Source organism: Micromonospora humi (assembly GCF_900090105.1).
Taxonomy (GTDB): Bacteria; Actinomycetota; Actinomycetes; order Mycobacteriales; family Micromonosporaceae; genus Micromonospora; species Micromonospora humi.
The window spans coordinates 199,422-212,487 of the sequence record NZ_FMDM01000004.1 but is presented as its reverse complement, the minus strand read 5'-3'; the positions used below and the strand labels follow the sequence as shown (position 1 = coordinate 212,487).

12 protein-coding genes are annotated in these 13,066 nt (G+C 73.7%); 6 read left to right on the top strand and 6 right to left on the bottom strand.

The annotated features are described in order from the left end of the window. Positions 1-22 precede the first annotated feature (22 nt). Complete coding sequence (locus GA0070213_RS09275) at positions 23-712, top strand: DUF4245 domain-containing protein (RefSeq protein WP_091060742.1); 690 nt, start codon at positions 23-25, stop codon at positions 710-712. 90 nt (positions 713-802) lie between these two features. Continuing rightward, a complete protein-coding gene (locus tag GA0070213_RS09270) occupies positions 803-1,639 on the top strand; it encodes a hypothetical protein (RefSeq protein ID WP_091060739.1) in 837 nt (278 codons plus the stop codon). A gap of 52 nt (positions 1,640-1,691) precedes the next feature. On the opposite strand, the gene GA0070213_RS09265 is transcribed toward GA0070213_RS09270, so the two are convergent. Further along, positions 1,692-1,904 (bottom strand): exodeoxyribonuclease VII small subunit, encoded by a 213-nt coding sequence (locus GA0070213_RS09265; protein ID WP_091060736.1) that lies wholly within the window; start codon positions 1,902-1,904, stop codon positions 1,692-1,694. Between the two features lie 13 nt (positions 1,905-1,917). After that, positions 1,918-3,156 carry an exodeoxyribonuclease VII large subunit gene (gene xseA, locus GA0070213_RS09260; RefSeq protein WP_245716321.1) on the bottom strand — a complete coding sequence of 413 codons (1,239 nt, stop codon included), beginning with the start codon at positions 3,154-3,156 and terminating at the stop codon, positions 1,918-1,920. Between the two features lie 69 nt (positions 3,157-3,225). On the opposite strand from xseA, the gene GA0070213_RS09255 reads away from it, so the two are divergent. Both GA0070213_RS09255 and GA0070213_RS09250 read left to right on the top strand, forming a co-directional pair. Then, positions 3,226-4,212, top strand: coding sequence for a 4-hydroxy-3-methylbut-2-enyl diphosphate reductase (locus GA0070213_RS09255; protein WP_091060731.1), 987 nt, complete (start codon positions 3,226-3,228; stop codon positions 4,210-4,212). A gap of 37 nt (positions 4,213-4,249) precedes the next feature. Then, complete coding sequence (locus GA0070213_RS09250; protein ID WP_091060728.1) at positions 4,250-4,654, top strand: beta/alpha barrel domain-containing protein; 405 nt, start codon at positions 4,250-4,252, stop codon at positions 4,652-4,654. Between the two features lie 2 nt (positions 4,655-4,656). Here GA0070213_RS09250 and rmuC read toward each other — a convergent pair whose 3' ends face one another. Continuing rightward, positions 4,657-5,799 (bottom strand): DNA recombination protein RmuC, encoded by a 1,143-nt coding sequence (gene rmuC / locus GA0070213_RS09245; protein ID WP_091060724.1) that lies wholly within the window; start codon positions 5,797-5,799, stop codon positions 4,657-4,659. 54 nt (positions 5,800-5,853) lie between these two features. Here rmuC and GA0070213_RS09240 point away from each other — a divergent pair, with 54 nt between their 5' ends. Next, the gene (locus tag GA0070213_RS09240; RefSeq protein ID WP_091060721.1) at positions 5,854-6,648 is read left to right on the top strand and encodes a hypothetical protein; all 795 of its coding nucleotides are present in this window, start codon (positions 5,854-5,856) and stop codon (positions 6,646-6,648) included. 71 nt (positions 6,649-6,719) lie between these two features. Here GA0070213_RS09240 and ppc read toward each other — a convergent pair whose 3' ends face one another. Both ppc and GA0070213_RS09230 read right to left on the bottom strand, forming a co-directional pair. Then, positions 6,720-9,506 (bottom strand): phosphoenolpyruvate carboxylase, encoded by a 2,787-nt coding sequence (gene ppc / locus GA0070213_RS09235; RefSeq protein ID WP_091060717.1) that lies wholly within the window; start codon positions 9,504-9,506, stop codon positions 6,720-6,722. Positions 9,507-9,630: 124 nt separating this feature from the next. Then, entirely contained in the window at positions 9,631-10,668 is a 1,038-nt protein-coding gene (locus tag GA0070213_RS09230) for a hypothetical protein (RefSeq protein WP_091060714.1), read from the bottom strand. Between the two features lie 84 nt (positions 10,669-10,752). Between GA0070213_RS09230 and GA0070213_RS09225 the strand changes: the two genes are divergently transcribed. Beyond that, complete coding sequence (locus GA0070213_RS09225) at positions 10,753-11,793, top strand: S66 family peptidase (protein WP_091060711.1); 1,041 nt, start codon at positions 10,753-10,755, stop codon at positions 11,791-11,793. 327 nt (positions 11,794-12,120) lie between these two features. Here GA0070213_RS09225 and GA0070213_RS09220 read toward each other — a convergent pair whose 3' ends face one another. Continuing rightward, positions 12,121-13,023: a cyclase family protein gene (locus GA0070213_RS09220; RefSeq protein WP_091060709.1), complete on the bottom strand. Its 903-nt coding sequence runs from the start codon at positions 13,021-13,023 to the stop codon at positions 12,121-12,123. Positions 13,024-13,066: the final 43 nt, after the last annotated feature.

Genomic DNA, 13,066 nt, shown 5'->3' with positions numbered 1-13,066 from the left:
GTGCGGCTGCGACAATGGCCGGGTGGAACCCGCACAGCCTGCCGATCGCCAACCGCTCGACGCCACCCCGCCCGACGGCCAGCCGCCGGTGCGCCCCGACGCCGGCGCGACGCCGCCGGACGGGCCGCCCGCACTGGTCGAGTCGTCCGCGCCGGCCGCGGACGCGGGGGAGCGGCCGGCGCCGCCGCCGGGCCGGGAGAAGGCCCGCTCCGAGCGGTCACCGAAGGACATGGTGCTGTCGCTGCTGATCCTGCTGGTGCCGATCGCGCTGCTGATCGCGTTCTACCGGGGTTTCCTCGGCGGCGACTCGCCGGTCACCGTCGACCCGGCGCCCGCGCTGGAGCAGGCCCGGTCGGCCAACGCCTTCCCGGTCGCCGCGCCGACCGGGCTGGGCGACGACTGGCGTACGGTGAACGCCCGCTTCCGGACCGAGGCGGACGGCGCGACGCTGCGGATCGGGTACGTGACGCCGGAGGGGCGGGGCGCGCAATTGGTGGAGAGCAACGTCCCCGCGGAGAAGCTGCTGCCGGCCGAGCTGAGCGACGGGCAGCCGCAGGGCCCGGCCGACCTGCCCGACGGGCTGAGCTGGCAGCGGTACACCGCCCGCGGCAACGAGCAGGCGCTCGTCCTGCTGGAGCCGAACCGCACGGTGCTCGTGGTCGGCGACGCGCGGGAGTCCGAGCTGCGCCGGCTCGCCACCTCGCTGCGCTGACGGCCCACCATCGGGTGACCGGGATTGCGGAACGCCGCTTCAGGGAACAGAAGGGACACGAGCCCGGACGACCCACCTGGAGAGGTTGACGTGAAGATACGACGCTTCAGCGCCACCGCGTTCGCCGCGGCGCTGCTCATTCCCGGCCTGGCGGCCTGCAACGGCGACGGAACCTCCGACGCCTCCGCGACGCCCAGCGCCTCCGGCAGCGTCGCCCCCAGCGCCTCGGCGTCCAACAGCGCGGCCAAGCAGGCGCTGCTCGACTCCACGAACGCGATCCGGGACGGCAACTTCCGGTTCGCCATGACGGGTGCCGGCTCCACCGCCGAGGGGCAGGTGCACGAGCCCAGCCAGAGCGCCGAGATGAAGATGACCATCGGCGACCCGTCGTCGGACCTGATGATGAAGCTGGACCTCATCCACGCCAAGCCGGACAGCTGGGTCAAGCTGGAGCTCGGCGGCACCGCCGCGGCGCAGATCCCCGGCGTGAAGAACATCAACACCGGCAAGTACCAGCACCTCGACCAGAACCGGATCAAGGGCAACCGGTCGCTGGGCTTCGACTTCGAGAAGGTCGACCCGGCCGGCAGCGCCGTGCTCACCCAGGGCGTGACCGAGGTGCGGCAGACCGGCGACGGCGCGTTCGAGGGCACCGTCGACGTGTCGAAGGCCGCCGAGGCCGGCTCGCTCGACCCGGCCGTGATCACCGCGCTCGGTGCGCAGGCCCAGTCGGTGCCGTTCACCGCAAAGGTCGACCCGCAGGGCCGGCTCAGCGAGCTGGTGCTCAAGATCCCGGCCGCCGGCCAGAGCGCCGCCCAGGACGTCAAGATCACCTACTCCGACTACGGCAGCGCCGCCGCGGCGACGAAGCCCCCGGCCGACCAGGTCGTCGAGGCGCCGTCGGAGCTCTACAACCTGTTCAACTGAGCGCGACCGTTCGTCGACGCACCCCGGAGGCCGTCCGCGCCGCCGGGGTGCGTCACTCCTCGGGGCGCTGCCGGGCGGCGTCGATGCGGGCCCGGGCGCCGTCCAGCCAGCGCTGACAGACGCCGGCCAACTGCTCGCCCCGCTCCCACAGGGCCAACGACTCCTCCAGCGAGGTGCCGCCCGCCTCCAGCCGCTCCACCACCGACGCCAGCTCGGCGCGGGCCTGCTCGTAACTGAGCTGCTCGTTCTTCGTCTTTTCAGTCATCGGTCCCAATCCCTCAGCCGTCGACGGTGGCGGTCAGCTCGCCCTCGGCGAGGCGTACCCGCAGTGGATCGCCCTTGGCCACCTCGGACGCCGCGCGGACCACGTGGCCGTCGCCGCGCTGCACGATGGCGTAGCCGCGGTCGAGGGTGGCCGCCGGGGAGAGCGCGCGCAACCGGGCCAGGGTGTGTCGCAGGTCGTCGTCGGCGGCGGCCAGCCGGTGCTCCAGGCAGCGGCCGGCGCGGTCGTGCAGCGCGGTGACCTCGGCGGCCCGCTGGTCCACCATCACCTGCGGCCGGGCCAGGACCGGGCGGGAGCGGAGCAGGTCGACCCGGTGCTGCTCGCGGTCGACGAGATGGCGCACGGCCCGCTCCAGGCGGCCACGGGCCTGACCGATGAGGCGGACCTCCTCCGTCAGGTCGGGCACGATCCGCTTCGCCGCGTCGGTGGGCGTGGAGGCGCGCACGTCGGCCACGTAGTCGAGCAGCGGCGCGTCGGTCTCGTGGCCGATCGCGCTGACCACCGGGGTGCGGCAGGCGAAGACCGCCCGGCACAGCGCCTCGTCGGAGAAGGGCAGCAGATCTTCCAGGCCGCCACCGCCACGGGCGACGACGATCACGTCGACCTCCGGGTCGGCGTCGAGCACCCTGAGCGCGGCCACGATGTCGGGCACCGCGCCCGGCCCCTGCACCGCCACGTTCACCGTGCGGAACTCGACCGCCGGCCAGCGGCGCCGGGCATTGGTCAGCACGTCACGCTCGGCCGCCGAGGCGCGGCCGGTGATCAGGCCCACCCGGCCGGGCAGGAACGGCAGCCGCCGCTTGCGGGAGCGGTCGAACAGGCCCTCGGCGGCGAGCAGCTTCTTCAGCTTCTCCAACCGGGCCAGCAGCTCACCGAGGCCGACCTGACGGATCTCGTCGGCCCGCAGGCTGAGCGTGCCCCGCGCGGCGTAGAACTCGGGCTTGGCGTGCAGCACCACCCGGGCGCCCTCGCGCAGCTCCGGGGCGCCCGAGTCGAGCACGTCACGGTTGGTGGTGACGGTCAGGCTGAGGTCGGCCGACGGGTCGCGCAGGGTGAGGAAAACCGTGGAGGCGCCGGGGCGACGGCTGATCTGCGCCACCTGCCCGTCGACCCAGACCCAGCCGAGCCGGGCGATCCAGGCGCCGACCTTCTGGCTGACCACCCGGACCGGCCACGGCTCCTCGGACGTGCTCCGGTCCTGCGGCGTGCTCCGCCCCACCTCACCCGCGCTCACCCGGCCCACCCTACGGCCCGGCGCCGACAGCCCGGGGCAGGGCGCTGCCGGCGCACGTACCATGGTCGGGTGACTGACGCTGAGACGACTCCCCGGACCGGCAAGCGCGTGCTCCTGGCCAAGCCCCGCGGCTACTGCGCGGGCGTCGACCGGGCGGTGCAGACCGTCGAGGAGGCGTTGAAGCTCTACGGCGCGCCGATCTACGTCCGCAAGCAGATCGTGCACAACAAGCACGTGGTGCAGACGCTGGAGGCCAAGGGCGCGATCTTCGTGGAGGAGAACGAGGAGGTGCCGGAGGGCGCCACCGTGATCTTCTCCGCCCACGGCGTCGCCCCCGAGGTCTACGCCCAGGCCAAGGAGCGCTCGCTCAAGGCGATCGACGCCACCTGCCCGCTGGTCACCAAGGTGCACCACGAGGCCCGGCGGTTCGCCCAGGAGGACTACGACATCCTGCTGATCGGTCACGAGGGGCACGAGGAGGTCATCGGCACCGCCGGCGAGGCCCCCGCCCACATCCAGCTCGTCGACGGCCCGGACAGCGTCGACCAGGTCACCGTCCGTGACCCGGAGAAGGTGGTCTGGCTCTCCCAGACCACCCTGTCGGTCGACGAGACGCTGGAGACGGTGGCCCGGCTCAAGCAGCGGCTGCCGCTGCTCCAGTCGCCGCCCAGCGACGACATCTGCTACGCGACCTCCAACCGCCAGCACGTGGTCAAGGAGATCGCCCCCGAGTGCGACGTGGTGATCGTCGTCGGCTCGCGCAACTCCTCGAACTCGGTCCGGCTGGTCGAGGTGGCGCTGGACGCCGGCGCCCGCGCCGGCCACCTCGTCGACTTCGCCCACGAGATCGACGACGCCTGGCTGGCGGGCGCCCGCACGGTGGGCCTGACCTCCGGCGCCAGCGTGCCGGACGACCTGGTCCAGGAGGTGCTCGCGCACCTGGCCGAGCGGGGCTTCGCCGACGTCGAGGAGATCACCACCGCGGACGAGCGGCTGACCTTCTCGCTGCCGCAGGAGCTCAAGCGCGACATGAAGGCCGCGGCGGCCCGCCGCTGACCGGGAACGGATCAGCCGCCCACCGCGTCCAACCGACATGAAGACTCCTCGGACGGTGCTCGTAGCCCTGCTCGCCGCTGCCGCGCTGACCGCCTGCGCCGGCCCGGACGACGAGCCCGCCGGCTCCGGCCCGACCGGAGCCGCGCCGACGACCAGCCAGCCCGACCCGGTGCCGAGCGCGAGCCCGAGCCGCCCGGACCCGACCTGGAAGGGTGGCCCGTCGACGCCGCCGGGGGTCGGCGGCACCACGCTCAGCGGCACCATCCGTGCCGGGGTCGAGCCGAACTGCCTCCTGCTCGACGACCACCTGCTGGTCGGCGGCCCGCGCGACCTGCTCAAGGCCGGCGCCACGGTGGAGGTCACCGGCCGACCCGAGCCGGGCATGATGACCACCTGCCAGCAGGGCACCCCGTTCGTTGTCGAATCCGCCCGCCGGGGCTGAACTCAGGCTTCGGAACGCAACTCCGGCGCCTGCGGCTGGCGGGGCGCCAGCTCGACCTGCGCCGGCGCGGGCAACTCGTCACCGGAGACGCCCAGCTCGGCCAGCTTGCGCGCGCTGACCAGCACCCGGGACTCCAGCGAACCGACGGCCCGGTTGTAGGCCGTCACCGCCCCGCTCAACGAACTGCCCAGCTTGCCCACGTGGTCGCCCAATGTGGACAACCGCGCGTACAGCTCGCGGGCCAGCGAGTGGACGGTGGCGGCGTTGCGCGCCAACGCCTCCTGCCGCCACGAGTAGGCGACCGTGCGCAGCAACGCCACCAGCGTGGCCGGTGTGGCCAGCACCACGTTGCGGGCGAACGCGTGCTCCAGCAGCGCCGGGTCGCGCTGCAACGCCACGTCGAGGAACGGGTCGGCCGGCACGAACAGCACCACGAAGTCGGGGGTCTGGTCGAACGCGGCCCAGTAGGACTTGGCGGCCAGGCTGTCCACGTGCGCCCGCAGGTGCCGGGCGTGCGCGTCGAGCTGGGTGTCCCGCCCGCGCTCGTCGCGCGCCTCCATCGCGGTCAGGTAGGCGTCGAACGGCGCCTTCGCGTCGACCACCACCGAGCGCCCGCCGTGCAGCCGGACCACCAGGTCGGGGCGGACCCCCTGGTGGTCGGTGGCGGCGGTGACCTGCTCGTCGAAGTCGCAGTGCTCCAGCATGCCGGCCGCCTCGACGATCCGCCGGAGCTGGTGCTCGCCCCACCGGCCGCGCACCTGCGGCGCCCGCAGCGCGGCCACCAGCTGCTTGGTCTCGGTGCGCAGCTCGCCGGAGACCGTGCTCATCGAGCGGACCTGCTCGCGCAGCTCGGCGTAGGCGTCGACCCGATCGTGCTCCAGCTCGGCGACGCGCTGCTCGTAGCGGCGGAGCGTGTCGTGCAGCGGCGCCACCGCGCGCGCCACCGCCTCCTGGGACTGCGCGGTCGCCTCGTAGCTGAGCGCCCGCATCGACTGCTCCAGCCGGCCCTCGCCCGCGCGGGTGGCGGCCAGCGTCGCCTCCAGCCGGGCCACGTCGGCCGCGGAGCGCGCCCGGGCCGCCAGCCAGCCGACCGCGCCGCCGGCGGCGAGGCAGAGCACCACCACGGCCAGCGTCGAGAAGCTCATGCCAGAGAGCTTGCCAAACGGGTACGACGTGCGCTCGCTGGGTACGTTCGAGTCATGGACATTGCCCTGTGGCTGTTCCTGGTGCTGATGCTCGGAGGTGCGCTGGTGTTCTGGCGGTGGGGAAGCAGGTCCCGGCGGGCGAACGAGCTGGCGGACGCCCGCGCCGAGGCGCAGCGCTGGTACGAGCGGCTCGGCGGCCAGCTGATGAACCTGCACGGCGACGAGCCGGCGGTCCGGCAGGCGCTGGCCGACGCGGGCGAGCGCTACAACGCGGCCGGCTCGCAGCTGGAGCAGGCGCGCACCACGCACCAGTTCGCGCTGGCGCGGGAGACCGCGCTGGAGGGGCTGGCGTACATCCGGGCGGCGCGCACGGCGATGGGCATCGACCCGGGCCCGGAGCTGCCGCCGCTGGCGGCCGCCCGCGGCGCCGGCATGCTCACCAAGGAGCGTGAGGTCGCGGTGCAGGGCCAGACGTTCCGGGCCGGCCCGCAGCCGGGGAGCCGGACGCCCTACTACTACCCCGGCGGTCACATGCAGGGCCGGCCGGTGCCCGCCGGCTGGTACTCGACGCCGTGGTGGAAGACCGCGCTGGGCGCGGGCGCCGGGGTGCTCGGCGGCATGCTGATCGCGGACGCGCTCTTCTCGCCCGCGTTCGCCGACCCGGGCTACGGCTACGAGTCCGGCTACCAGGAGGGCTTCCAGGACGGGTTCGGCGACGGCCAGGACTACGGCGACCAGGGCGGCAACGACTTCGGCGGCCAGGGCGACTACACCGGCGGCGACTTCGGCGGCGGGGGAGATTTCGGCGGCGACTTCGGTGGTGGCGACTTCGGCGGCGGCGACTGGTAACCCCCGCACAGGTGTTAAAAGGGGCCCCCGCCTATGCAGAATGCGTTAAGCGGGGGCCCCTTCTTTACCCCTCAGCCGGTGTTGCGCATGCCGGCGGCGATGCCGTTGACAGTGGTCAGCAGCGCCCGCTCCAGCGCGGTGCCGTCGTTCGGGGCGCGCCGGCCGCCCGGCGCGGTCGCCACCGCCCGCCCGGCCGCGCCGGACTCGCGGTACTGCCGCAGCAGCGCCACCTGGAGGTGGTGCAGCGGCTCCAAATAGGTGTCCCGCACGGCGAGCGTGCGTTGCAGCACGGGCGAGTTCTCCAGCAGCGCCGGCGAGGCGGAGACCGCGAGCACCTCGCGCTTGGTCAGCTCGTACTCCTCCTCGATCTTCGCGAAGATCGGGTGCAGCTTCTTCGGGACCAGGGTCTCCACGTAGCGGCGGGCGATGCTCAGGTCGGTCTTGGTCAGCATCATCTCGACGTTGGACAGGAACGTGCGGAAGAAGTGCCAGTTCCGGTTCATCTCGGCGAGCACGTCGGCGAGGCCCGCCTCCCGCGCGGCGGCGAGGCCGGAGCCCACGCCGAACCAGCCGGGCACGATCTGCCGGGTCTGCGTCCAGCCGAACACCCACGGGATGGCCCGCAGGCCGGACAGGCCGGCGCCGGTGTTCGGCCGCTTCGCCGGCCGGGAGCCGATGTTCAGCGCGCCGAGCAGCTCGGTCGGGGTGGACGCCCAGAAGTAGGCCGGCAGGTCCGGGTCCTCGACCAGGGACCGGTAGGAGCGGAACGCCGACTCCGACACCACGTCCATCGCCGCGTCCCAGCGTTCCAGCATCTCGGCCGGCTGCCGGGGCGCGGTGTGCAGCAGCGTGGCCTGGAGCACGGCGGCCACGGTCAGCTCCAGGTTCTCCCGGGCCAGCGCCGGCAGCGTGTACTTGTCGGAGATGACCTCGCCCTGCTCGGTCACCTTGATCGCGCCGTCCAGCGTGCCGTAGGGCTGGGCCAGGATCGCCTCGTGGGTGGGGCCGCCACCCCGGCCGACCGTGCCGCCCCGGCCGTGGAACAGCCGCAGGTGCACGCCGTGCCGGGCGGCCACGTCGCGCAGCGCGCGCTGCGCCCGGTGGATGGACCACTGGCTGGTGGTGATGCCGGCCTCCTTGTTGGAGTCGGAATAGCCCAGCATCACCTCCTGCACGTCGCCCCGGGCCGCGACCAGCGCCCGGTAGGCCGGCAGCGACAGCAGCTCGTCGAGCAGCTCCCCGCCGGCGTTCAGCTCGGCCGGCGTCTCCAGCAGCGGCACGATGCCGACCCGGGCCCGCCCGCTCTGCACGTCGACCAGGCCGGCCTCGCGGGCCAGCACGACGGCGGCGAGCACGTCGTCCACGCCCAGCGTCATGGAGATGATGTAGGACTCGATGACCTCGGGGCCGAACCGGTCCTGCGCCTCGCGGATCGCGGAGAACACGTCGAACGTCTTGCGGGCCGACTCGGTGAGCGGGCTGTCCTGGGTGGAGAGCGGCCGGCGGCCGGTCAGCTCGTCGGCGAGCAGCTTGGTGCGCTCCAGCCGGCTCAGCGACGGGTAGTCGGGGACCTCGCCCACCGCCTCGTAGAGCTGCGCCAGCACCTCGTGGTGCTTCTCGGCGTGCTCCCGGATGTCCATGGTGGCCAGGTGCAGCCCGAACGCGGAGAGCGTACGGATGGTGGAGGCCAGCCGCCCGACGGCGGTGAGCTGCCCGGAGTTGCGGGCCAGCGAGGCGCGCAGCAGCTCCAGGTCGGCGATCAGCTCGGTGGCGCCCTGGTAGTCGCGGCCCGGCACGTGCGGGGTCCCGGCGCGCAGCCGCTCCCGGGTGTTCGCCAGCTTCGCCTTCACGCAGCGGGCCTTGAGGCGGTAGGGCTCCTCGGCGTTGACCCGCCGGAACCGGGGCGCCACCTCGGGCAGCGCGTCCAGGTCCTTGGCCAGGCTGGCGGAGAGGTCGAGCGAGACCGCGCGCAGCCGGCGGGAGACGCTGACCTCGCTGATCAGCTCGTCCATCGCCCGCTCGGTGGCCTCGATGCCGTGCTCGTGCTGGATCCGCAGCACCTCGCGGGTGACCGTCGGGGTGACGAACGGGTTGCCGTCGCGGTCACCGCCGATCCAGGTGCCGAACGTCAGCGGGCGGGCCGTCGGCGACGTCTCCACCCCGAGCGTGCGCAGCGTGTCGGCGAGGTCGTCGAGGACCTGCGGGGCGGCCTCGGCGTGCAGGTCGCGCAGGTAGTAGATGGCGTTGCGGGCCTCGTCGGTCGGGTCCGGCCGGTCGAGCCGCAGCTCGTCGGTCTGCCACATCAGGTCGAGCAGCTCGGCGAGGCGGCGGTTGGCCGGGCCCTCGTCGCTGGCGCCGTAGAGGATCGCGTTGGCGGTCTCGGCGTCCAGCTCGTCGGCGACCGCGCGCAGCTTGGACAGGATGGACCGGCGGGCCGCCTCGGTGGGGTGGGCGGTGAAGACCGGGCGGACGGCGAGCCGCCGGGCCGCGGCGGCGATCTCCTCGGCCGGCACGCCGCGCTCGGCGATCATCTTGGCGGCCTGGTCCAGCCAGCCGCCGTGGGTGGCGCGGCGGCGGCGCAGGTCGCGGGCGCGGTGCACCTGCTCGGTGATGTTGGCCAGGTGGAAGTAGGTGGAGAAGGCGCGGGCCAGCTTCGTGCCGGTGGTGACGTCGAGCCCGGCGAGGCGCTGGGCGGCGGCCGGCGCGTCGGAGCGGACCTGGGCGCGGATCTCCTCGACGAGGTCGAGCAGCGGGCGGCCCTCCTGCCGGGCCAGGGTCTGCCCGAGCAGCGTGCCGAGGCGGCGGATGTCGGCCCGGAGAGCGGCGTCGGGGCCGTCGTGGTCGTGCTGGTCGGTCACGGGTGCGCTCCTTACGCGAGGACGAAGGACAGCGCTGTCCGACTCCCCTGGATGGTATCCGCGTGAGCCCCGACGGCAGGAGGGGGACGGCGTGATGATCTGCACTCTGGGACGCGCCGGCCGGTCACCCCTGGGCGGCGGCGTGCCGCCCCGGAGCGGTCCGCGCGGCCCGTCGACGGGCCCGGAACAGGGTCGCGGTGAGCAGCCCGACCAGGCCGACGACCACCCAGACCAGCAGCCCGGTCAACGCCCAGCCGCCGCCGCGCCAGTCGAAGTAGATGGCGGACTTGAGCAGGTCGGTGGCGAGGCCCGGCACGTTCCAGCGGTGCATGCCGCGCAGGAACGCGGGCAGGAACTCGGGCGCGTAGATGCCTCCGGAACCGGGGTTGCCGAGCACCACCAGCAGCAGGATCACGATGCCGGTGCCGAGCAGCCCGAGCCACGCCTGCACCGCCGCCGCGACCATGCCGGCCGCGAACGCGGCAAGCGCGCCGACCACCGCGATGGTGCCCACGTCGTGCGGGAACACGTCCAGCACCGGCCCGACCAGCACCGCGCCGATGAGCCCGAGCAGAATGGAGTGCACCGCGAGCGTGGCGGTCCGCAACCCGGCCTGGCGCAGCCCGCGCGGGCTGGTGCCGAGTGAGATGCCGAGCGCGGTGGAGGCCAGGTAGCCGCCGAGCACCACGCCGACCGCCAGGTAGAACGGGACCAGGCCGCGCGGGTCGCCGTCGGAGACCGGCACCTCGTCGGTGACCTGGAGCGGCACGCCGGCCTGCCGGGCGGCCTCGGTGAACACGGCGGTGACGAGTTCGGTGGCGGCGGGCGCACCGGCGCTGGCCGTGGTCAGGGTGAGGCCGCCGCCCGGTGTGGAGCCGAGCACCGCGTACACCGACCGGTCGTTGAGGCCGTCGACGGCGCGGGCCCGGCTGTCGTACCCGACGGGTTTGATGGTGTCGGTGCGCGCGCGGACGGCCGACATCACGGTCTCGGCCGGCTGGTCGCTGGTGACCACGGCGACCGGCACGTCCTTCGGGTCCGGCTTGTGCAGCGCGCCGACGTAGGCGGCGATGAACGCGCTGGCCAGCGCAAGGGTGCCGAGCACCAGCGCCGCCGTGCGGGGCAGCCAGTCCCGGGTCCGCAGCTCCGGCTCGTCGTCCACGGGTCCAGCCTATTGCTGGCATGTGCCCCATTTTTGGGGTTTCGCCGGGCGGAAATCGCTGGTGGCCGCCGATAGCGTCGGATCATGACGCTGCCGCGCTACCCCGCCAAGCCGCGACCGGGCGACCGGGTCGCGGTGGTCTCACCCTCCGCCGGCCTGCCAGGTCTCTTCCCCCACGTGTACGAGTTGGGCCTGCGCCGGCTCCGCGACGAGCTGGGGCTGGAGCCGGTGGAGTATCCGACCACCCGGGTGATGGGCGCCGACCCTCGGGACCGGGCCCGGGACCTGACCGCCGCGTTCGCCGACCCGGCGATCACGGCGGTGCTCGCCACCGTCGGCGGGGACGACCTGATCACGGTCACCCGGTTCCTCGACGACGAGGTGCTGCGGGCCAACCCGAAGCCCTACTTCGGCTACTCCGACAACACCAACGTGCTCAACCACCTGCACAAGCTGGGGATCGTGGGCTACCACGGCGGTTCCGTTCTGGTGCACCTCGGCCGGCCCGGCCGGCCGCACCCGCTCACCGTCGACTCGCTGCGCGCCGCGCTGTTCACCTCCGACTGGTACGACCTGACCCCGGCCACCGAGTGGGGCGACGAGACACTCGACTGGCGGGACCCGGCGACGCTCACCGAGGAGCCGCCGATGGTGCCCGGCGAGGGTTGGCGCTGGCACGGGCCCGCCCGGGTGGTCGACGGCCGCACCTGGGGCGGGAACCTGGAGATCCTGCACTGGCTGGCCGCGGCCGACCGGGTGCCGTCCGCCGCCGCGCTGGCCGGCTCGGTGCTGCTGGTGGAGACGTCTGAGGAGATGCCGCCGGCCGAGGAGGTCTTCCGGATGCTGCGGAACCTGGGCGAGCGTGGGCTGCTCGCCGGCTTCCCGGCGGTCGTGGTGGGCCGCCCCAAGGCGTGGAACTTCGACCGGCAGCTGACCGTGGCGGAGCGGCTGGCCTGGGGGGAGGAGCAGCGGGCGGCGGTCCTGCGGGCGATCGGCCCGTACGCCGACGACCCGGTGGTGGTCTTCGACGTCGACCTCGGTCACACCGACCCGCAGGTGATCATCCCGTACGGCGGGGAGATCCGGGTCGACGCGGCCGAGCGCCGGATCGCGGTGCGCTACTGACCGCGCACGAACACGCCCTCACCCTGCCGACCCTCGATCAACCCCTCGGCCTTGAGGATCAGCAGAGCGGTACGGACCGATCCGTCGCGCGCCGCCCCGCCGCCCCGAACACCGATGAGTGGAACGCCATGGGTGTCTCGGACCCGTTTTGCCACCCATGGCGTTCCACTCGCCGGCGGCAGGGGTCGACCCGGCGGGAAGATCCACTCCATGTGGTGTGGATCTTGCGGACGGCGGGGGGCGTCTCGTGTTGGAGTAGGCGCCGCTTCCGGGAGGTGGCGGGGATGTGGGTGCCGTGACACCGCCGCCTCGGGGAGGCGGTGTGGGTCACACGACGGCGAAGGCGCGGACCGGGAAGGTGCCCATGCCGGCCACCCTCGGCGGGGCGGCGGTGAATCGGAAGCCGGTGGGTGGCAGCGCGTCCAGGCAGGTCAGGTGCTCCACGATCGGGATGCCGGCGGCCAGCAACGCGGTGTGCGCCGGGCGCTCGCCGGCCGCCGCCGCTGTCATGTCGTCGATGTTGATCGAGTCGATGCCGACCAGCGCCGCGCCGGCCTCGACCAGCCAGGAGGCGCCGTCGCCGGTCAGGTGGGGCGCTTCCGGGGCGGCGTAGGCGTCGGTGCCGAAGTGCGCGTCCCAGCCGGTGTGCAGCAGCACCGCCCGCCCGGCCACCTCGTAGGGGGCGAGCAGCAGTCGGTCCACGGCGCGCACCCCGGCGGGCACGCGCACCACCACGCCGGGCAGGTCGGCCAGCCGGTCCAACGGGGTCCCGGCCAGGTCGGGTGCGCCGGCGAAGCGGTGCGACGGCGTGTCGACGTACGTGCCGGTGTTGGCGATCATGTCGATGCGGGCGACGTGGAACTCGACGCCCGGCGCGTACCGCTGTCGGGAGGTCTCCCGGGTGAGCCAGTCGGTGATCGTCGGACCCGGCCAGCCGGGCAGCGTGACCAGGCCGTCGGTGATCTCGTGGCTCAGCTCGACCAGGCGCCGCCCGGGGGCGACCGGAGCGGTGACGCCGCGCCCGCCCCGGTGCGGCTCCTCGACCACGGTCCGGTTGCTGATCCGCACCTCGCCGACCATGAGCAGCCCGAGGTGCCGCACGAGCAGTGTCGCCAGCTCGTCGTCGGTGACCCCGGGGCCCGGCACGTCCAGCCGGAAACCGTCGGTGCGCAGGCCGCCGCCGTTCGCGAAGACCACCTCGGCGTCGAAGACCGCCCGATACTCGACCATCGGTCCACCGCACCACGCCGGAGTCGGGGCCGTCAAGATCGAA